This window comes from Microcoleus sp. B4-D4 (assembly GCF_036705185.1).
Classification (GTDB): Bacteria; Cyanobacteriota; Cyanobacteriia; order Cyanobacteriales; family Microcoleaceae; genus Microcoleus.
This window is the reverse complement of sequence record NZ_JAUBTX010000008.1, coordinates 149,163-169,840: the sequence shown is the minus strand read 5'-3', so window position 1 is coordinate 169,840 and position 20,678 is coordinate 149,163. Positions and strand designations below refer to the sequence as shown.

The 20,678-nt window shown below is 44.2% G+C and carries 19 protein-coding genes and 1 pseudogene; 10 read left to right on the top strand and 10 right to left on the bottom strand.

Features of this window, described 5'->3' with window-relative positions; translation table 11 throughout:
- Positions 1 to 630 precede the first annotated feature (630 nt).
- Positions 631 to 825 (top strand): hypothetical protein, encoded by a 195-nt coding sequence (locus QUB13_RS10070; protein ID WP_333088493.1) that lies wholly within the window; start codon positions 631 to 633, stop codon positions 823 to 825.
- A 157-nt stretch (positions 826 to 982) separates the two neighbouring features.
- On the opposite strand, the gene QUB13_RS10065 is transcribed toward QUB13_RS10070, so the two are convergent.
- Positions 983 to 1,270: a hypothetical protein gene (locus QUB13_RS10065; RefSeq protein ID WP_333380362.1), complete on the bottom strand. Its 288-nt coding sequence runs from the start codon at positions 1,268 to 1,270 to the stop codon at positions 983 to 985.
- 221 nt (positions 1,271 to 1,491) lie between these two features.
- Here QUB13_RS10065 and QUB13_RS10060 point away from each other — a divergent pair, with 221 nt between their 5' ends.
- From QUB13_RS10060 to QUB13_RS10050, 3 genes are all read left to right on the top strand, one after another.
- Positions 1,492 to 3,066: a NupC/NupG family nucleoside CNT transporter gene (locus tag QUB13_RS10060; protein WP_333380361.1), complete on the top strand. Its 1,575-nt coding sequence runs from the start codon at positions 1,492 to 1,494 to the stop codon at positions 3,064 to 3,066.
- Between the two features lie 362 nt (positions 3,067 to 3,428).
- Positions 3,429 to 4,034 carry a DUF3318 domain-containing protein gene (locus QUB13_RS10055; RefSeq protein ID WP_333380386.1) on the top strand — a complete coding sequence of 202 codons (606 nt, stop codon included), beginning with the start codon at positions 3,429 to 3,431 and terminating at the stop codon, positions 4,032 to 4,034.
- Between the two features lie 47 nt (positions 4,035 to 4,081).
- Positions 4,082 to 4,354: a hypothetical protein gene (locus QUB13_RS10050; protein ID WP_333380360.1), complete on the top strand. Its 273-nt coding sequence runs from the start codon at positions 4,082 to 4,084 to the stop codon at positions 4,352 to 4,354.
- A gap of 271 nt (positions 4,355 to 4,625) precedes the next feature.
- On the opposite strand, the gene QUB13_RS10045 is transcribed toward QUB13_RS10050, so the two are convergent.
- Positions 4,626 to 4,883 (bottom strand): helix-turn-helix transcriptional regulator, encoded by a 258-nt coding sequence (locus QUB13_RS10045; RefSeq protein ID WP_333380359.1) that lies wholly within the window; start codon positions 4,881 to 4,883, stop codon positions 4,626 to 4,628.
- A gap of 151 nt (positions 4,884 to 5,034) precedes the next feature.
- Here QUB13_RS10045 and QUB13_RS10040 point away from each other — a divergent pair, with 151 nt between their 5' ends.
- On the top strand, positions 5,035 to 5,445 hold the full coding sequence (locus tag QUB13_RS10040; RefSeq protein WP_333380358.1) for a hypothetical protein: 411 nt from the start codon (positions 5,035 to 5,037) through the stop codon (positions 5,443 to 5,445).
- Positions 5,446 to 5,539: 94 nt separating this feature from the next.
- Here the strand turns inward: QUB13_RS10040 and QUB13_RS10035 are convergent, their stop codons facing one another.
- Both QUB13_RS10035 and QUB13_RS10030 read right to left on the bottom strand, forming a co-directional pair.
- A complete protein-coding gene (locus QUB13_RS10035) occupies positions 5,540 to 7,330 on the bottom strand; it encodes a glycosyltransferase family 39 protein (RefSeq protein ID WP_333380357.1) in 1,791 nt (596 codons plus the stop codon).
- A 169-nt stretch (positions 7,331 to 7,499) separates the two neighbouring features.
- Complete coding sequence (locus tag QUB13_RS10030) at positions 7,500 to 8,717, bottom strand: glycosyltransferase (protein ID WP_333380356.1); 1,218 nt, start codon at positions 8,715 to 8,717, stop codon at positions 7,500 to 7,502.
- Between the two features lie 139 nt (positions 8,718 to 8,856).
- Here QUB13_RS10030 and cofH point away from each other — a divergent pair, with 139 nt between their 5' ends.
- Both cofH and QUB13_RS10020 read left to right on the top strand, forming a co-directional pair.
- Positions 8,857 to 10,014, top strand: a complete 1,158-nt coding sequence (gene cofH, locus QUB13_RS10025) for a 7,8-didemethyl-8-hydroxy-5-deazariboflavin synthase subunit CofH (protein WP_333380355.1) — start codon at positions 8,857 to 8,859, stop codon at positions 10,012 to 10,014.
- Between the two features lie 3 nt (positions 10,015 to 10,017).
- On the top strand, positions 10,018 to 10,623 hold the full coding sequence (locus QUB13_RS10020) for a hypothetical protein (protein WP_333156224.1): 606 nt from the start codon (positions 10,018 to 10,020) through the stop codon (positions 10,621 to 10,623).
- A 58-nt stretch (positions 10,624 to 10,681) separates the two neighbouring features.
- On the opposite strand, the gene QUB13_RS10015 is transcribed toward QUB13_RS10020, so the two are convergent.
- Positions 10,682 to 10,948 carry a hypothetical protein gene (locus tag QUB13_RS10015; RefSeq protein ID WP_333380354.1) on the bottom strand — a complete coding sequence of 89 codons (267 nt, stop codon included), beginning with the start codon at positions 10,946 to 10,948 and terminating at the stop codon, positions 10,682 to 10,684.
- Between the two features lie 211 nt (positions 10,949 to 11,159).
- Between QUB13_RS10015 and QUB13_RS10010 the strand changes: the two genes are divergently transcribed.
- Complete coding sequence (locus QUB13_RS10010; RefSeq protein ID WP_333380353.1) at positions 11,160 to 11,402, top strand: helix-turn-helix domain-containing protein; 243 nt, start codon at positions 11,160 to 11,162, stop codon at positions 11,400 to 11,402.
- 31 nt (positions 11,403 to 11,433) lie between these two features.
- Here QUB13_RS10010 and QUB13_RS10005 read toward each other — a convergent pair whose 3' ends face one another.
- The 3 genes from QUB13_RS10005 to QUB13_RS09995 all read right to left on the bottom strand — a co-directional run bounded on the left by QUB13_RS10005 (position 11,434) and on the right by QUB13_RS09995 (position 15,335).
- The gene (locus QUB13_RS10005; RefSeq protein ID WP_333380352.1) at positions 11,434 to 12,336 is read right to left on the bottom strand and encodes a hypothetical protein; all 903 of its coding nucleotides are present in this window, start codon (positions 12,334 to 12,336) and stop codon (positions 11,434 to 11,436) included.
- Positions 12,311 to 13,882, bottom strand: a complete 1,572-nt coding sequence (locus QUB13_RS10000) for an AAA family ATPase (RefSeq protein WP_333380351.1) — start codon at positions 13,880 to 13,882, stop codon at positions 12,311 to 12,313. The genes QUB13_RS10005 and QUB13_RS10000 overlap by 26 nt, the downstream gene beginning before the upstream one ends.
- Before the next feature lie 214 nt (positions 13,883 to 14,096).
- Complete coding sequence (locus tag QUB13_RS09995) at positions 14,097 to 15,335, bottom strand: LL-diaminopimelate aminotransferase (RefSeq protein ID WP_333380350.1); 1,239 nt, start codon at positions 15,333 to 15,335, stop codon at positions 14,097 to 14,099.
- 135 nt (positions 15,336 to 15,470) lie between these two features.
- Between QUB13_RS09995 and QUB13_RS09990 the strand changes: the two genes are divergently transcribed.
- Both QUB13_RS09990 and QUB13_RS09985 read left to right on the top strand, forming a co-directional pair.
- A complete protein-coding gene (locus tag QUB13_RS09990; protein WP_333194387.1) occupies positions 15,471 to 16,562 on the top strand; it encodes a hypothetical protein in 1,092 nt (363 codons plus the stop codon).
- 387 nt (positions 16,563 to 16,949) lie between these two features.
- On the top strand, positions 16,950 to 18,689 hold the full coding sequence (locus tag QUB13_RS09985) for a DUF3352 domain-containing protein (protein ID WP_333088471.1): 1,740 nt from the start codon (positions 16,950 to 16,952) through the stop codon (positions 18,687 to 18,689).
- Between the two features lie 743 nt (positions 18,690 to 19,432).
- Here QUB13_RS09985 and QUB13_RS09980 read toward each other — a convergent pair.
- Positions 19,433 to 19,732: a DUF4351 domain-containing protein gene (locus tag QUB13_RS09980; RefSeq protein WP_333380385.1), complete on the bottom strand. Its 300-nt coding sequence runs from the start codon at positions 19,730 to 19,732 to the stop codon at positions 19,433 to 19,435.
- Between the two features lie 6 nt (positions 19,733 to 19,738).
- Positions 19,739 to 20,329 (bottom strand): annotated as a pseudogene (locus QUB13_RS09975) (Rpn family recombination-promoting nuclease/putative transposase); the annotation flags it as partial.
- Positions 20,330 to 20,678: the final 349 nt, after the last annotated feature.

Here is a 20,678-nt window from a genome sequence, read left to right as displayed (position 1 = left end):
TGAGTTATTAGTTATTGGTTATTAGTTATTGGTTATTAGTTATTGATTAGTAGTTATTGGTTATTGGTTATTGATTAGTAGTTATTGGTTGTTAGTTATTAGTTAGTTATTAGTTGGTAGTCATTAGTCGTCAGTCATCAGTCCAACGTCCAACGTCCAACGTCCAACGTCATCAGTCATTAGTCATTAGTTAACAGTCAACAGTCAACAGTCAACAATTCCCCATTCCTAATTCCCCATTCCCAATTCCCCATTCCCAATTCCCAATTCCCCATTCCCAATTCCCCATTCCCAATTCCCATTCTAATCCATTGTAGTTTTGATTTTTTTTGAGCTGTAATGTTCCGCTAAAGTGCCAATAAACTTAAAAAGCTTGCGGGCACGGCGGTTTGCTCCCAGGGTGCAAATCAGCGTCTTTGAGTCGATCGCCCTCCAAAACCATCTTTTGCCAGAATGTCAGAAATACCAAGCATATTCCGTATTTATCTATCGGTCGCAGGTGTCTTGACAAAACGCCTGCTGAGTCCTAAGATTGAAGCAAAGATTTGGATGAGAAGGCAAAAACCCACAAAATAACTGCCTCCTCTAGCAAAATTAAAAACAAAATATTGATGCTTTTAGGGACAGATAATGCAAAATCAACCCTTCCCATTTTTAAATGAACAAGTAGTTGAACGGATCTTTGCCTCTGGTCAACTGACTCGCGAAGACAGACAGCGAATTCAGTCAATGCTATTAGATGAGTCGATCGGCGAACATGAATTGAGTTTAGTTGAAAAAGTAATGTCAGGCGTAGTCAATGGCCTACTCGACGTACTCAATTAGTTGAGAAAAATTGCTTGGATATGTGCGGAGGCCCTCCGCACATATCCGTTTTTATGATCTTAATCGATCGGACGCGATGTGAGATGCTTGATCCAGAAACCGGGTTTTTGGCCGGGGCGTGAGTCCGGGACTGTTTCAAATCCAATCGAAAGTCCTTCTAAAAATCATCATCGTCCTCATCAGAACCCTCCTCCGAACTCTCATCGGGACGCACAAGTTCAGAAGGAGGCCTATCGCTACTCCAGGCCCACCACACGCCGTCGCACTGACAGCGATAAAATTCTTGCCACTTGCGACGCTGGAACTCACTGTATACTGGCGATCGGCGATTAATCCAGACCTCGCGGGCATCAGTGCAGCTAGCACCGCACTTGAGACAGCAAAACTCAGTAGCGTGAACCGCCATCGCAGTCCATTCGGGAGGATGTGGAGCAAAAGCTTCCATGTGTTGCGTGTTTTTATTTAAACTGCTGGTAATTAGGGCAAATCAACGGTTGCTAAAGATCCGCTTCCGCTGGCGCTGACATAAGCAACGACATAAATACGCTGTTGAGTGCGTAATTTATCTGCTAATTATTTTTTTGGCACTTGCCGTCCGATGAATAGTATAACTGATGTGGTGCAAACCGTCGATCGGTATTCTCAGCTATTTTAAGGACTAGACTCATGTCTATTTACAACTTTATCTCATTTCTGGGCATTTTTGGACTCTGCGCGATCGCCTGGATTTTCTCAGAAAACCGCCAAGTTCGTTATATACCTTGGCGCGTCATCATCTGGGGCATTGGCCTGCAATTAGTCTTAGGATTTTTAGTATTCCTGTTTCCCCCAACTCGCATCGCCCTAGAGTGGTTTACAGGCTTGCTCGATGGAGTATTCACCGCTGCTGACACCGGAGCGAGATTTGTATTCGGGAGCAATATTGTACCAGTACCGGGTAAAGAGCCGGCAATTAATTTAGGATATATTTTCGCCTTTCGAGCTTTACCGACAGTCGTCTTTTTTTCCGGTCTCATGGCTTTACTTTATAACATCGGCGTAATTCAAATTGTCACCGAAGTTTTTGCCAAAATATTTTATAAGACAATGCGGTTGAGCGGCGCGGAAGCCCTCAGCGGCGCTGCTAATATTTTTGTAGGAATAGAAGCAGCAATAGTCGTCAAGCCTTATTTGCCGCAAATGACTCGTTCCGAACTTTGTGCCATCCTCTCCTGCTGTTTTGGAACCGCCGCTTCATCAACTTTAGCAATTTACGTCAGCTTTCTCAAACCTGTATTTCCCAATATTTTAGGACATTTAGTTTCCGCCTCAATTATCGCCATTCCCGCTTGCTTTGTCATCTCCAAAATTTTAGTTCCCGAAACAGGAGTACCGCTGACAATGGGCGGCATCCCCAAGGAAGATCGGAAGCCTCAAGGCCGCGAGTTTGTGGGCGAAGAAATTGCTGAAACGGACGGCGAAATCCGTCAACAAGAGACTGTGGGCGGAGAACCCATCGAACGAGTCAGCCCTTTGGATGCAGCGATAATTGGTGCATTGGACGGTGTAAAAATGGCTGTGGCGATCGCCGCTGTTTTGATTTTAATCTTGGGCTTAGTTTCCTTAATCAATCAATTCTTTGGCTGGTTGGCCGTGTTGCCGGCTCCCATCGGCACAATCTTTAGTTTTGTCACCCTGCAAAATATCCAAGGAGTCTTATTTTATCCGCTAACCTTGTTAACTGGAGTTCCCATTGAGGATTCTTGGGTAGCATCAGTAATCATCGGACGGCGGCTGTTAGAAACCGCAATTCCACCTTATCAAAGTTTAGCAGAAGCCGCCAAACAAGGACTGATTAGCGATCGCACAGTTTTGATTGTCAGTTACGCCCTTTCCGGCTTCGCGCACCTAGCATCCGTCGGTATATTTGTCGGCGGTACGATCGCCCTAATTCCCTCCCGCCGCAAAGACATTTCCGAACTCGGTTGGAAAGCATTATTTGTCGGCACCTTAGCAACAATGATGATTGCCTGCATCGCCGGCTTATTTGACACCGGAGACGCGAGCATTTTAGGTGCTAAGGCAGCCCCTGCAGCTCCGATAACTGCCCCCGCTTCCCAAAAACAGCAGGCATCCCCAAGCGTAACTTCCCAGCCGTCCGTTGCCCCAGAAATTGCCAGCCCGAAGCCTTCGCCGAAGGGTGAAAAAGCAACTCCAAAAGCTCAAGCATCTCCTAAATCTGAATCGAAGAAAACGCCTTAATTATCTTCTAATGGCTTGTAGGAGCGGGTTCACCCACAATATTTATCAATTATTGACAATTCGGTAAAACCCGCCCTCACGCAACAGTAAAATCCCGCTTGTAGGGGTGGGTTGGCCAACAATATTTAACTGGTAAACTGGTTCCAATGCTCTGCCTTGGAACCGATATTCAGAGGCTCTGCCTCGACTGGGAAAAAGGAGGCAGAGCCTCCGGATCTGCGTTACCAGGCAGAGCCTGGTAACGAGTAGTAATAAACGAGATTTATCGCACCAATTCCCTCTTCCTGATGACCAATGACTAATGACTAATGACCAATGACTAATGACCAATGACTAATGACCAATGACTAATGACTTCAACTATGAATCCCGAACCTGAAATTCGCCGCCTGTTAGATGTGATGCCCGCTTCCGGTCGCATGACGTGTAAAATTATTAATAAGCCTCAACAATCGACGGTAATTGATTGCGATTTTCCTTTGCCTTGGAATCAATCTCGACCGATTTATATTAATTTTGATTTGTGGAGGTTGCTATCTAAGCCGCAGCGAGATTTGCTGCTATTGCGAAATGTGAGTTTTTTGGGCAATTTCAAGTGGTTTAAAGCGGATATTTATCAAGGTGCTGCTCTGGCGGGAATTGTCGGGACTGTTGTAGAGTTGTTGCAGGGAGATGCGATCGGAATTGCGATCGCGGGCGGTTTGACGGGACTCGCCATGACTCGAATTTGGCGCGATAACCGCAGTTCCCAAGTAGAGTTAGATGCTGACGAAGCGGCGATTAGAGTAGCGGGAAGGCGCGGTTACAGCGAAGCGGAAGCGGCCGGACATTTGCTGGGGGCGATCGAGGCTGTGGCGCAAATTGAAGGGCGCAGTTTGGATTTTAACGAGTTGATTCGGTGTCAAAATTTAAGGGCGATATCGGGTATTTCGGCCGTGGGCGTGCCCGATAGTGTCAGGAAAGATTGAAAAAAACCTTGATATAATCAAGACGGAAACCCATAAAATCCACAACTATGCTAATCCTGCCAAAACTGGAAAACCTGCGCGATACTCTACCTATAGAAGGAGCTGTCCGAATTGAATTAGTGGAAGGCATACCCATTTTTAAAGCCTCCACCGCTGTTAAAAATCGAATCCAAGAACTGTTGGATAAACAACAAACTTTGCCCCTAAATCATGAGGAAGAACAAGAACTCAATCTTTACGAAGAAATCGACGATTACCTCAGTTTTGTCAATCGGACTGTCCGCAATCTTTTCTTGGGTCAGATTCAGCCTGCTGTGTAGAAATGTCCGCTCGCCGTCAAATCCCTATTAGTCTTAAATCGAGAGAGAGTCATTAATATTCGGGCCGCTGACAAAGCTATAAAACGACATCCACCTGCAGGGGATTTAATTCAATCAGACAGTTGAGCATACTGAGAGTTACTCAAAGTTTGAGCGGCTACCTCTGCCACAAAATTTGTACTGCAATGAAAGATCGATTCCTGCCGAAAGCTTCGCTAACGCACTTATTTTAATTATTTTAATCGAAAGCGCGATCGACCAATCTATCCCCCTATGACTTTTCATCATCTACTCGCCGACTGAGATAATCCGGCAATTCATCAAAAGATACCCCCACCAAACGGCAAAAATCCCTGATTTGCCGAACAGTCATCGTCGGTTCGTCTCCCTTTTCCCATCGTCGCACCGACGAACCCGATACGCCCATCAGTACAGCCAACTCTTCTTGGCTGAGGTTAGCATCCTCCCGCAGTCTCCGAAAAGGCAACTCATTTTCTGGTTGCCGTTGACGTTGCCTTTTTTTTACCATATAATTATAAAATCTTAATTTAAGCGCTTAAATTAAGCGGTTAGCTTGATTTTGATAGGCACAACCATAGCCAAAACAGACTGCACTAACAATAAAAGATGCAAGTCTGTCAGATTCCTATGGGCAAACATACCCAATTTACAATACAACCATGAACACCCCAGAAACTCTGAATGCTTGGACTATTTACCGACTGCTGCCCAACTTTCAGCGCTTACCCGTCGCGCAATTTCGCAGCCGCAGCGAAGCAGAATCTTCTCTGACAGTCATCCGGCAACTGCTGCCCAATACCGAATTAATACTTGCTTTCGAGATTGGGCAAGACAATCTAACTGCCGAATTCATGCAGCCTCCTGCTAAGCAGCCAAACTTGCAAACTTCAGTTAACCGAGAACTCTTGAAACTTTTCATTATCAGTTCTCGTCCTGTTGTTTCCCGCGTCATTCATTCTTTTCACCGCGATAATTTTGCCTGCGCTACTGACTGGAGCCCGCTTGTTCCAACTCAAAATCCCGGTGAAGTGATGAGCGTCTTAATTAAATATTTTGCCGCTGATGCTTAGCGGGCGATCGGTTCGTAGTGTGGCATTTAGTCCGCTCTTTGTTGCGAACTGAAGTCCACACTACGAACCTTAATTATTGCGATCGCCCGCCCGTTCAAAAACAGTGATAAATTTGATATTCATACCCGTCTACTGCAGGAAACTGGCGCGATTCAAGCTGACATTTTTGTGCTGCTAAGTTGACAGGGGCGCGAAAATTTACTAACCACAAATCTAGCGGACGTTCTAATTGACTGAGTGTTTTGTCAAGTGTCCCTGCCGCTATTTCCGGCCCATCCCTTCTCTGATTAGCCAAAAGAAACAGCGGAGAATCAAAGGCTTTAACTTCTTCTTTCTTCCTAACATCCGTTACATCCGCTACAAAATCCGTTGCCGAACTTCTTTCCCATTCCCATCCAATCCCCATCAACTCTCCTATTTCTACATGAGTCTTTTGAGTAGTGGCAATTAAAACGGGAACTTTCGACGAAACTTCGCGGATAATCGGAATTAAAAGGTCTGGTTTGTAATATTTGCGATAGCCGAGATTGGAATTTACTGTGATACCGCTGACAAAACTCATTGCTAAAATTAGCATTACTGCTCTTTTGCCATAAATTTCTACGGCAGGCACATTAAACCATCGACTTTTGACTGTAGGTGTGCTATAAATAACTGCTAAGATTGCTCCTAACAATAATATCGCGCCGGGAAAGTAGACGAAATTGTATCGAGGGCCGCGAGTTAGGTCAATTCCGAGAATGTATGCAAAGCTGAAAAATAGGAAAATTGCTCCGAGTACAAATCCGCCAAAAATCACAGTACCTAAACGATAATTTGGCGTTTTTAAGGAAGTTTTAAGAGCGTTTGGCAGCAGGGGAAGTGCCCAAAGCAAAAATATTGTCATGCCGATCGCAGATCCAGCCACTACTGCCAAATTTGGCGATTCCACCGGCAGCAGCGACACGAGAGTAATCCATCCCGCGCCAGCTTGGAAAATCGGCGCGATCCAATCTACAAATGTGCGATCGCCACTGACAAGCCAATTCGTGAGCTCGCTACCGTATTTATTTGACAAAAATACCGGCACCCAAACTAAACCGCCAGCTAAAGTCCCCAGCGCTACTGCTAACAGCCGCCAGATAATTTGAAATTGCCAAATATTCGGCTGCTGATTATTTGACGTTTCCAATTTCTGATTAAATTGCAGCCAAATTACAGCAATTAAGGCGATAGCTTCGGCACACAAAGTCAGCACGAAAAAGTAGTGAGAAGCAATTCCTAAACAGTTAAAAAATATCCAAAGCAGCGCCGCCCAAATAGGCAGCGGAGCGCGCTGTTGCAGTTTTTTGGCAGCTAAGGTCAAGCAAAAAAGAGAGGCAATAACTAATAAGATTCCTAACGTATAATGGCGGGCTTCTTGAGCGAGATAAATGCCGTAGGGAGAAACTGCCATCATCGCGGCCGCACATTGACCAACTAAACGAGAATTGAATGCAAATTTGCCTAAAAAGTAGATAGCGGGAACTGAAATTGCGCCTAATAATGCCGGCAGCGATCGCCCGATCCAAACTAAACTATCTTCGGTCGGGCCAAACAACCGCATCCACCAGTGGGCTAGCATAAAATATACTGGCGGATGGTTGCTTTCTAGCAGCAAATGGTTTAGGACATCTCCAATGCCAGCATCGGGACGAAATTGCAGCGGTTGTAATAGAGTGGGAAGGTCGATCGCGCGATCGATCGGCACACCGCGAAAACTGTTCCCCAAACTAAACACTAGAGTCGAAAACTCGTCCGTCCACAGCGGTTTCGAGTCCAAATTGGCAAAGCGCAGCATTAGGGCGATCGCCATCCACAGCAAGAGCAACAACAGTTGTTTGTTCTTAATCATCAATTCAGTCATTCAAAGGTCTTGGCAAGAACAGTTATTATAGTTGATAATTGACAGTTGACAGTTGATAGTTGCTAGTTGCTATTTGTTAACTATCAACTGTTTAAAACCCTCCCTGCCAACTGCCAACTGCCAACTGCCAACTGCCAACTGCCAACAGTCAACAGTCAACTGTCAACAGTCAACTGTCAACTTCCGTCACCCGCCAGCTCAGCTTCATATTAATCCAGAAATTCCACAGAGTCACGACTGCGATCGCAATTAAAGTCGCCAAATATTCATTCATCCCCAAAATATTAAACATCACATTAACCAGCAGCACATTCAAAATCAAACCCATCAAGCAAATTGTATTAAACTTCAACAGCCGTTTCAAGCGCTGCTTAATTCCCGGCTGTCGCTTAGAAATATCCCCAAAAGTCCACAAATCATTCCAAAAAAAGTTACTGATAATTGCCAATTCAGCAGCAAGAATCAGACTGCGAGTCAGCTCCAAATTGAATATTTCGCGCAGCACGTACAAAACCGCCATATTCACAAATACGCCGCTGAAACCCACAAGGCCAAACCGCAGAAACTTACCCATCGGCCAGCGGGCAAACCGCAATATGAGCAAATGCCGCAAATACTCAATATACTGTTTTCCAGTAACTTTGCTCTCGCCTTCCTTCCGCTCCTGAAACACGTAACCAACCTCTCCAATCCAGCGGATATCCCCCCTTCCAAGCACTTCAATCAAAATTTTGTAACCGGCAGGATTCATTGTTTTCTCGGCAATGCAACTGCGGCGCACCATAAAATAGCCGCTCATCGGATCGGAAACTCGGCCCACCACTCCCGGTAGTACGATCAATCCGACTATTTGAGCTCCCCGCGACAACAATCGCCTGACAACGCTCCAGTCGCTCACCCCGCCCTCGGCAACGTGGCGGCTCGCAGCGGCCAAATCGGCTCCCCGCTGAATTTCTGCTAAAAGCTGCAATAGTGTCTCCGGCGGATGCTGCAAGTCGGCATCGATCACCCCCAAAACCTCGCCCCTAGAGGCTTGCCACCCGCGAATTACGGCGGTAGAAAGTCCCCGCTCGTCTGAGCGGCGCATCACGCGCAATTGCGGATATTCTGGTGTCAGGGACAGGGCAACTTCCCAGGTGCGATCGGGGCTGTCGTCATCGACTACAATTAACTCGTAGTTGCCAGGAATCATGCCATCAAGCAATTGGCTCAATTGTTCCACAATACTCTTGACATTCTTGCACTCGTTATAGGTGGGAATGACCAGGGAAAAATAAATGGGCGCTGTATCTGCGTCTGTAAAAGTTGAAGCGAAAGTCGGTACAGCAGGAATTTGCAAAAGTCCAGAAGGCACTGGTAACAGATGATTTGTTTGGTTGATGCCCATAAATTAAGTTTCACAAATTAAAAGATGCTTTTGTAAAAGTTGAGATTTTAGCAGAGCGTTCCTCTACGATCGATTTGTTAAAATATAAAAACGCCTTAATTCTAGGCAGTAATTCTGTAACTGAGCCAAAAATAAAACTGTGGATGCAATTCTAGATCGAGCTTTACAAGGTTATAACATTTCTACCGCCGACGCCTTGATACTTTTGCAACAAAGAGATCCAGAGGCGATCGCCCAAATTCAAGCAACCGCTGACTTGCTGCGCCGCCGACAATCAGGGGATACTGTTACCTATGTTATAAATCGCAATATTAATTTTACCAACATTTGCGAGCAGCATTGCAGTTTTTGTGCGTTCCGCCGCGACGACGGAGATGAAGGCGCTTTTTGGTTAGATGCAGCCCAAATTCAGGAAAAGGCAACTGATGCAGTGCAGCGGGGTGCGACGGAAATTTGTATGCAGGGCGGCTTAAATCTTCAAGCTAAACAGGGCGGTGCATCTTTGCCTTATTATCTGCAATTGGTAAAAACTATTAAAGATAAGTTTCCGCAGTTGCACTTGCACGCTTTTTCGCCCCAAGAAATAGAATTTATTGCCCGACAAGATAATCTGAGTTTCAGCTATGTAATTTCAGCTTTGCAAGATGCGGGAGTTGGTTCGATGCCGGGCACTGCGGCGGAAGTTCTCGACGATGCGGTGCGGAGGATAATTTGCCCGGAAAAACTAGATTCTGCAACTTGGTTAGAAATTGTGGGAACTGCTCACCGTCTGGGTTTACCGACAACTAGCACGATGCTTTGCGGGCATATTGAGACTGCCTCTCAGCAGGTTTTGCATTTAGAAAAAATGCGATCGCTCCAACAAACTGCCATTAACAACAACTATCCAGCGCACATCACAGAATTCATTTTACTGCCCTTTGTCGGACAGGATGCACCGGCTCCTTTGCGGAGTCGAGTTGGCCGCGACCAACCAATTTTAGCAGATACATTGTTGCTCACCGCTGTATCTAGAATCTTTTTGGGAAATTTGATTTCCAATCATCAGCCAAGCTGGGTAAAATTGGGTTTAGCAGGAGCTACAGAAGCCCTAAAATGGGGCTGCAACGACATCGGCGGCACTTTGATGGAGGAGCACATTACCACGATGGCCGGTGCAGTTGGCGGCAGTTGTCAGTCTGTGGAAGATTTGCAGAATGCGATTCGTTCTTTGGGGCGGGATTATCAGCAAAGAGATACAATTTATCGACCTTTGGGGGTTGACAATTTGGCAGTAATAAGTAGTAGGATAAATTGAGCGATGTCTTATAGCGAGTTCACCTCAATTATCAAAGTTAAACAAGCCTTTGGATTAACAACTGTAGAAGGGCCGCGATTTCTACCGCAAATAACTCCGATCGCTCCGAGTGCAACCCTGACAGATTTTTTGGCAAATAGTTTACCCGTAGCTGTGGCGACAGGTAGCGAAAAAGCTCGATCCGAAATGATTATTACTCCGGTACTGCTGGAAGTCAGGAAGATTTTGCAGCAGAATATTAGCTTGTTTTCGGGGGAAGACTTTACGGTTGATTATGAAACTGGACTAAACGGGATTTGTGATTATTTGATTAGTCGTTCTCCAGAAATGTTGGAGATTGAAGCACCGGCAGTGGCGGTTGTTGAGGCTAAAAAAGCCGATTTGAAGACAGGAATTGGACAGTGCGTGGCAGAAATGGTGGCAATGCAGAAGTTTAATGAAGCGAAGGGGAAACCAATTTCAGTTATTTATGGCAGTGTCAGTAACGGGACGCAGTGGCGATTTCTCAAACTAGAGGAAAAAATTGTATCGATCGATCTTAATGACTATGCCTTGCCTCCGGTGGACGAAATTTTGGGAATGCTGGTTTGGATGGTACGAGATGGCTGAATAAGCGCGATCGCACTTTCGACTACAATGCTCGAAAGGGCGATCGCACATTAACACATCAATCCAACCGAATTAACTTAACTAACAAGCTCATGATTTCTCCCTGATCGGGTGTAATGATGATGCGATTGTCGGGAATCGCGATCGGATGCGTCCAACGAGCAACTTCCGCGTAGCGCAATGCGTGGAGTTGGTGGATTGTGCGTCGTACTCCCAGCGGCGAACCGATGATGACGTGACGGACTGCTTCGCGATTATCGGCCTCAAAGCTTTGGTTAGTTAAAACTTGGGGCGATACTTGGTTCGATGCGGAATCTTGCAACATAGTTTTGACAATTTTCGATAGGTTTGATGCTTTGTAACGGTAAAACCGCGTACAATAGCAAGTTGAAGAAAAGACAGCAATTCCCCTACAGCACAAGTTGCGGTTCTGGTGCTGTCTGATCTTGATTGTCTAATCGTAAATTAATTAACGGTTATCGTCAATAAATTTAAGTATATAGTAAATAAATTTAATATAAGTTAACAAATAGCCTATGGGAATCTCAGAAAGAGCCGATCGATCGCCCTTAATGCGATTGAGAACTCAGCGGTTTATGACTCAAAAGCAGCTAGCAGAAGCACTTGGCGTTACGGAAGCGACGGTAAGAAACTGGGAATCGGGGCGATCTGTACCGAAGCTAACGCCTGTGCAATACAAGAAGTTGCTAGAGATTCTGCAAATTACCTCTGCTGAATTACCAGACCAATTTGGTTTTCCTAGCGATGCTGATGGATAGAAAATGGAATATTATAATTGAGGCGTTTTATTTAAACGAACTCATACAATGTTTTGAAAAAAAAAGGAATGTGACACTTAACATCGCTATTTTGCTGGGAATAAAATTCCCCAATTTTTAACGATAGTTGTTCTCTAAATTGGCGCTCGTTACCGCTCCAGTCAACGGGTGGCTTAATTTCTCCCCAATAATCCTTAGCTTTTTTAATTGTGAGCAAAGCCATAATTAATTGATGCTTGCACGTTTCATCGGAGGTATTTTGAAACTCAGTTTTCCATGAATCTTGTAATCTATTTAAGTCCGCACAATTTAAACAATGATTTATGCGGTCGAGCGCTCTCTGTATGTTAAGGTTATTCTTCAAGTCGGGATCGCTACTAATTTTATCAGCCATATCCATATAAATACTATTCAGTTCCACAGGATTATCCTGATACATCGGAGGATGAGGATAATCATCAAATATTGATTGAAGCTCAGGTGTGATAAAATATGCTTCTTTATGAATCAAACCTGTAATCCATATCCGGTGTAGTGCTGCATTTTGCGATCGCACCTCCGATTTTTCGTAAAGATTGCAAAAAATTGCTTCTGTATCGGGAAAAATGTAATCATCAATCTTTTGCCGGTGCAAGTCCAAATCTATTATTGCAAAAAGTCGATCGGGTTCTAAATTCGAGTTAGTGGTATCCTGTTTGTGTAATTTTAAAAGCTTCAAATAAGTATTTATTACACTTGCGCGATCGCCACAGTTGAAAAATTCCGGTCGCTTCTGTCTCCACCATGTCGGAACGCAAGCCTTATAAAAGTTGGCATCCGGCATTTTATCCATGTTTTTATAAGCTTGAGGCGATCGTCTACCCTCGATATCGGGAATAGGGCCCTCGCATAACACTACAATTTTGTTCTTAATTCTGGGAGATTGAAGAATCATCTCGCAGTGTTGTTTTAGCTGTTCTGGATTCAGACTCATTTGTAATAGTAGATTTTTGTTTGATCAGTTTTGGCTCTATTTCTTTAACATGAGCGGGTGTCAGAGCTTCACACAATGCGTAGGAGTGAGTTGCCAGAATATATTGATTGCTAGGAGCCCACTCTTTGAGGTCTGATATAATTTGATATTGCCAATCTGGATGAAAAGCAATTTCAACTTCATCCATCAAAACTATAGCATCTTCTATGTTGCGAGACTTGAGCCATATATAAATGCTAAGTCTTTTAAGTTCGCCATGACTCAAATCTTCTGGATATAGTTCTATAGTTTCACCATTTTTCTCTAATTTAAAAGTTACTGCCGAAAGGTCTTTGTCAATATTTATTGTTTTACAGCTAAATAAAAATCTTAATTCATTTACTAAGGTTTGATAGCTGTTACCATATTTACCTGTTTCTATAGCTTCTTTAAAATCCTTATCTCTAGCAGCTTTAAAGGCTTCAATGAGTAAATCTACATCCAGGAAGTCATAAGTAAAAAATCCTTTGAGTTGAGATTTTGCTTTTTGAATTTTATCGAAATAATGCTCATTTGTCTGACTGTGACTTTTAAATAATAGTTCTCTAGTAGATCTATCGAGAAATAGAAAAACTTGTGTGGAGGGAGCTGATAAAAATATTTTATCTGAAAGTATGTTTAAAAAATTGTTGGTTTCTTTCCTATCTATATTATTTAAATGACAGAGTAAAGCTTCATTTTGCTGATCGTTTGAAATTTTTTCACTTGAATAATTACATATATATGTCAGATTTTTTTCTGTTAAGTATTCAACGATATTTTCCCAAACTTCCTCACAGCTTGCATACGTATTTTTTAAATCATTTAAATTATTTTCAACTTCTTCTAGTCTGTGTTTAATTTCGTCTTGAACACTTTCAATTTCTTTAATAGATACATTTTTTTTTGAGTTGACAACAGATATTAATGCTGAAGCTCTTGAATTTGATACCAATTGTTGAATAAACCTAAATTCTCTTTGAGCCGTGTCAAACCTTTGTTGATTGTCTTCAATGTTTTTGATTGTATCTAATCGATGACTACTGAGTGTTAAGCTGTTATTTATTGCTTCTAAATCTGCAATTTGCTTTTCCATTACTTTAAATTGTGTTACAGGATAAAAAGTAATATTTTCTGTATTTTTGATTTTAACCTTTAAAGAATGTGACTTTTTGAGAAAAGAATTTTTGCATACAAAAAAAATAATTTGAACTATTTTTTCTCCATTCCAAATATCAATAACTGCCAAGTTTTTTGTGTCTTCTCCATCATCCACTTTAAATCCTTGAATCAAGTTTTGTAAAAATGGTTTTTTATCGTCATCAACAGAACAGTGTAACAATACAAAAATTAACTGCAACAGCGTACTTTTACCGCCGCCATTTTGACTACCTAGCGGAAAAATACTAGGAACAAAATCCTTTTCAAAAGTGATGTCTATATTTTTCAATCCCCGAAAATCAGGAACTTGAACTCGTAGCAAGTGCATAAAAAACTCCTGGTATTGGGTTGCATTTTTTATTGAAACGATGAGCCACAATCATTTTAAATTATAACTCACATCTTTTACTATTTTCAATAACAGGCTTTCCGGCCTGTTCCACAACACATTAAATCAATGCTTTTTCCCTAATTCCGCCAGCCCGCCAGGAGTTTCAACCCCTGGCGGGCTGGCGGCTTTTCGGTTTAAGCGGGAGATGAGATTAAACCTTAAACTCTTCCCCAATCCGTCTCATCGCTTCCTCCACATTCTCCCGACTGTTAAATGCCGAAATGCGGAAATAACCCTCACCCGCCGCGCCGAAACCAGAACCCGGTGTTCCCACCACATTTACAGTTTGCAGCAACTTATCAAAAAACTCCCAACTCGTCAAACCGTGAGGCGTTTTCACCCACACATAAGGCGCATTTTCGCCGCCAAAAACCTCGATTCCTGCGGCTGTCAATTTCTCGCGAATAATCGCAGCATTTTCCATGTAAAAATTGACTAATGCCTGAATTTGCGCCTTGCCAGCCTCTGAATAAACCGCCTCAGCACCGCGCTGCACGATGTAAGAAACGCCATTAAATTTAGTAGATTGGCGGCGGTTCCACAGCTTCCAAATTTCGACATCGGAACCGTCGGCTGCTTTTCCAGTCAAAGTCTTCGGTACAACTGTTAGCGCGCAGCGAGTACCCGTAAAACCAGCATTTTTGGAAAAAGAACGAAATTCGATCGCACAATCGCGCGCACCTTCTATTTCGTAGATAGAATGCGGCAAACTCGGATCGGTAATATACGCTTCGTAGGCCGCATCGAAGAAAATAATCGAACCGTTCGCCTTAGCATAATTTACCCAAGCTTGCAAGTGTTCCTTCGTTGCAGTTGCGCCCGTCGGATTGTTGGGGAAACACAGGTAAATTAAATCGACTTTTTTGTCGGTGGGAATTTGGGCAGTAAAATTGTTTTCTGCGGTAATTGGCAGGTAAACAAAGCCTTCGTACTCGCCTTTGTCGTTCGCATCTCCCGTGTGTCCGGCCATCACGTTTGTGTCTACATACACCGGATAAACTGGATCTGTAACTGCGATCGTATTATTGTTGCCAAAGATATCGAGAATGTTGCCGCAATCGCACTTAGAACCATCAGAAATAAAGATTTCCGAAGCATCAACATCGCATCCCCGCGACTTAAAATCGTGCTCGGCAATTTTCTCGCGCAGCCATTCATAACCTTGTTCCGGGCCGTATCCTTTGAAGGTATCCCGCGAACCCATGTCTGCTACCGCCGCCACCATCGCCTCGCGACAAGCAGCCGGTAGCGGTTCAGTCACGTCGCCAATCCCCAGCCGGATGATGGGCGCTTCGGGATTCGCCTCTGCATAGGCTTTGACTCTGCGCCCAATTTCGGGAAACAGGTAGCCGGCTTTGAGTTTGAGGTAGTTGTCGTTGATAGTTGCCATAGTTCGATCGCTAGTTTGTCGTAAAATAGCTTACTGCTAATTGGCAGTTGAGTGTTGACTGTTGGCTGTTGGCAGATTGACAAAAAAATCAACCACCTTGTATAATTAGATATAGTTTGCAGTGCAGAAGCAATTATGGACGACATCGAGTACGCCAAACTCTATCAAGAACTGGCGGCAATTCTAAATGAGTTTAAATTGGATTGGGTAGTTCAACAAGTAGCAGATACTGTAGAGATAGGCAAAGTAATTCAAGAGCGATCGCTCAAAAGAAAGACACCTCTGCTCAAGATAGAAGATTATACCGCAAAAGAACAACTTTTGCTGTTAATTGATGCTGTCGGACAAGCGACGGTGAACACTTCCGAAATGGAAGACGAAATAGCTTATTTCTTGAAAGTAGAATCGGAAACCTCTCCTCTGGGCACAAAAATAATTTTTGCCAATTCAGGTGCAGAAACAGCCCAAACAATCGAGTTTACCTCCAGCGTGACTGCCCCTCGCCACAAACAGGCGATCGCCCTCAAGCAATTACTCGAAAAACTGCCCTCAGAGCCTAGCAACTACGCCCTCAATTCCGACATTAAAAGCAAATTAAAAAGCTCCATCGACCCCGATTTTAACGGAGCAGCAGAACAAGCAAGAATTTTTGACGCTTACCTATTCACCATCCTCTTAAAAGCAGTTGCTAATGAAGGCGGTAATATTTATTACAACAATGTTTTAGACGACGAAACACCGAAATATTTAACCTTTAGAAAAACAGCCGGAACAATCCACGGCACCGCACATCCATACACTCATGCTGTGGTGGAATTTCCCGACAAACCAGCCCTAGAAATTCACCTCGGAGTAAAAGTCCAAGGTAGAGCCGGAGTTCTGCACAACTGCAACGTTTTAATTTTGTACCAAAAAGAAGCGAATATCTGTCGCTTGCTCAACCGCGAACCCCGACACTCGCAAGTAATTTTAGCGGTTAAAACTGAACACTACACCTCGGAAATTCAACTAGAAACGGCCGGTGCTTTTATCGGATTAGCGTCAGATATTCGTTACGAAGGCGGCAGCTATTTCATTTCTAACAGTTACTCCCAGCCCGTAGCAAAACTACTAACAACTGCGCGCAAGAAATGGGAACTCAACATTTTTCCGAGGGCGACAAACGATGTCCACCGGTTGATGTACTCGTTTCAAACGATTTTTAAAGACTTTAAGGCGAGAAACTGATTCAATTAATCTGTTGCGCCATTTATATTTGACTTTTCGGAGGCTGTCGGAGCAAAGGCTTACAAAAAGTTTATTATTTACTAGCAGGGAATTTCAAGGTCGATCGGCTTAACTAAAGCAGGAGTTGCGCTCTCAAACCGAGTTTCTTAGAAAAATCCTCGGTTCTTCGCTAGATATTTAGGCAGAAATCCGGTTTGTGCCCTCGGCGCGCGTAAGTTTTGTAAAGTCTTCTTTTCTCGGAGATTTTGCGACTTCACGCTTTACTGCTTCTATTGCTATTCTTGCTTCTTCCGACTTCCGTTTCTGTTTTTCCTTCTTGTTTCAACATTTGCTACATTAGGCAAGGAAATCATCTATCATGTTCCGAGCACCCAAACCTTACGAATAATGTTTAAGAAAGATAAATCTTCCCTGCTGTTTGCGATCGGAGCCGCTACACTTCTGATCGGTTTAGGCTTTCTCGCGTACTACCTCGTCATTTCTCGCGGGTCCGCCAAAGATTTACCGGCGGGAGCAACGGTTGTCCCGCAAGATGCGATGATGGCTCTATCGATCACTACGGATGAATCGCAGTGGAATAAACTGCGAGAGTTTGGTACGCCCGAGTCAAAAGCTTCGTTTGAAAGGTTTTTAAGCGAATTGCGCGATCGCCTCCTGACAACCAACGGTTACGCCTACGCGCAAGACATTCAACCGTGGGTAGGTAACACAGCAATGGTAGCGTTTCTGCGAAACAAAACAGCAATACCAGTCCCCCCACGGACACCCAACTCGCCCCCGCCTCAGCCAATGCAGCAGTCAGTCGCAATTATCTTGCCAATTGCTAACCCGATTAAAGCCAAAGAATTATTAGCAAAACCCAGATCCCTCAACCAAGGAAAAATGGTTGAGCGCAATTATAAAGGCGTGCAAGTTACAGAAACTCAAGGTATACCCGATCGCAGTTTTTCAGTTGCGGTACTCGGCACAAACTATCTAGCAGTCACCACAGATCCCACGGCTACAGACAGAATAATTGACACCTACAAAGGCGAACCATCCCTCGCCAAAACCCCCGGCTATGCAGACGCCATCCAACAAATAAAAGATCCAGCAGCCTTCGGTCAACTCTACGTAAATATGCCCGTTGCAGCAGCCTTTACAGCAGCCAACTCAGCCCGCGAAATTTCGCCAGAAAACCTGGAAAAACTGCAACAAAATCAGGGATTTGCCACCACAGCGACACTAGATTCAGAAGGCATTGGATTCAAATCCATCTCTTGGCTAAAACCAGATTCCACGAGAAAGATAGTGGTAGAAAACAACGCTTTAAAAATGGTTGACCGCCTCCCAAGCAATACAATCATGATGGTATCCGGCGGCAACTTGCAGCGTTTGTGGCAAGACTATGTATTGGGAGCGGATGCTAACCCGCTGTCCCCAATTAATCCCCAAATTTTGCGTACAGGTTTAAAATCCACTACCGGCTTGGATTTAGATAAAGATTTGCTCGACTGGATGGGGGGAGAATTTTCTCTGTCATTAATACCTGCCAGCGCGCCAAATCCCAAAGACAAATATGCTGCTGGATTTGTATTTATGGTGGAAACAAACAACCGCAGCGCAGCTAACAAATCCCTGAAACAGCTTGATGAAACGATGAAAATGAAAGGGTTTAGAGTTGAGGATATTAAAGTCGGCGGTCAACCTGCGACTAAATGGACATCGCAGTTTGGAGGGATTGCGGTAACTCGCGGCTGGATGAATAATGTTGCGTTTATCGCAGTAGGAGCTCCCGTGGTTGAGGCGATCGTTCCTGCGCCGAAAAGTCCGCTTTTAAGCAGCGAAATTTTTCAGAAAACTGTACGATCGCAACTTAAGCCCAACAACGGCAATTTTTTCATCGACACCGAAACTGCGTTTAACCCGAAAAACCTAGCTTTACCGGAGTTTCCTCCCACCCAAAAAATGTGGATAGATGCCACGCGGTCGATCGGCGTTACAGCGGCCGTTATTAGCGATCGTACCACCCGCTACGACGCTTTTGTCAGACTCAAAAAATCCGACCAATCCACTCCTTCTCCAAAGCCCTCGCCGAATCCTAGTGCACCGAGTCCTTCGCCCACCGTCCAAACTTCTCCCAATTAGCTCTTAAATCATGGAACAAATCCGCCATGAAAACCCTTTATATCATGTCGGGTCGATTGCCATAACAAACACGGTTTGTAGTATCCATTTTTTGCTGGCGGAAAGCGGAGTCAAGTCCGCACTACGAACCTGCTTGCGCGTGCAGTTCGTAGTGCGGATATGATATTAAACAGCAACGGCGGGAGGCAAGATTATTTATTATTTTTATAATTTAATTAGGACTTGTGCAGCGGTTGTCACAAACCTGGTTTAATGGACTAAAATCCTCCGCTGCAGTCCCCAGTAATGCAAAGAAACCGGGTTTCTTGGCGGGCGATTGCGTGCTGGACTGTTAATGTTAGGTCATTGTACAGGCTATTTTGGTAGTGCTTTTATGTAAAGGATGGAGAAAATTGAGGGGGGTTGAATCTTCAGCATTGCTAATCGGATTTGGTGATTGTAGTCATGAATAAAATTCCAAGGGGGGATTTCTCCTAAAAGAATTACGCAATTGATTTAGACTAGCCATACAGAAAAATTTAACATCAGTCTGTGGGTACGATCGCCCAAAACATCTTCCACCATCATCAATCCGCTTCTAATCCGCCGGAATCATCCCCGATCGCACCCTTAACATCCTCTCAGCAACGGCGGATGCACTTTCATACGCCCCAGAACCCAGGAAGCAGAGGGGGAGTACGTTTGAGGTATTTGTGCGCGCAAAGGGCGCGATCGCCCCCTCAAATATAATCCCTCACATCGCCTCAATCTTCCTGCGGCAAATTTTCCAGCCAAACCTCTAAATCTGCGATCGACTGAAAATCTAACAATTCCTCTGCTAGAGTTTCAATTTGCTCGATCGACAAATCAGCAATTCTAGAGGTGATAGATTCCGGCAAAGTTCCAACTCGCCGATTGAACAGACGGCGATTTAACTGACGTAAAATCAAGGCTCTTCCTTCTTGTTCGCGGCCTTGTTCGATGCCTTGTTCGAGTCCTTGTTCGCGCCCTTCTTCCTTAGCTTCCCGATAAAACCGAGTTTCCTCAAGCGTAATCCCTAACATCGCCTCTGCCTCCCTTCGGTTTAAATTTGTAAACTTGTAAACCAGTATTGTCGTCAGCATCTCTATTATGGCGCGACTCGCCGCTTCCGATTCCTCCCGCTGCGATCGCGCCAGCAACAATCGCGCAGCTTCCGGCGTACTCGCTTCGTCGATAGTCGTCAACGCCATCAGCGCCACTCCCAGCGGCAACTGTTCGATCGCACCCAACTCATCCAAATATACCCGATGTACCTGATTGCTGCTGGTGAGCGATCGATAGGGATGCGTTTCTGATTGTTCAGTCGATCAACTCGGATAAATTACCACCGCTTCCCAATCAGTAAATCGCTGGCGGTTGCGATAAAAATACAAAAACGACTCACCAAACAATCTCTCATAAAGCAATTCATCCCGCTGAAACTGCACCTCACAGAAATATACAACTCCCGGTGCAGCATCCGGCGGCAAAAACACCCCATCAATTTCAAACTTCGGTTCCTTCACCGCCACCGAATCAAATCGATACTGTTCCGCATTTGATGGTGACTCTTCCAATAGCTCAAACAACAGCGTCGGAGCTTCTTGAAATAACTTATAAAAAATTGAATCTCGACGCATTAACTCAACATCTCCTATCGTGTGCGATCGATTGACCGATCTCAAATTGGTTCGTAGTGCCGAATTGCATACGCTCCGGGATTGCCTGTGCCAGTCCGCACTACGAACTATTTTTGTTATACTAATCGACTGCACATGATATCATCTAGCCTGTGCAAATTATCCAACCATCAGTCTATTTTAGATTTTAGATTTTCAATTTTAGAATTGACTTTTCTAGATGAATCACCGGAGCTTAAGCTTTTGTCTAAAATTTGGGGAGTATCCACGACTTGATTCGGGGGATTCCGTTTTTTTGCTGGTTGCAAAAACAGCAAGTGGGTAATCTGCTAAATCAATTTTAAACGAT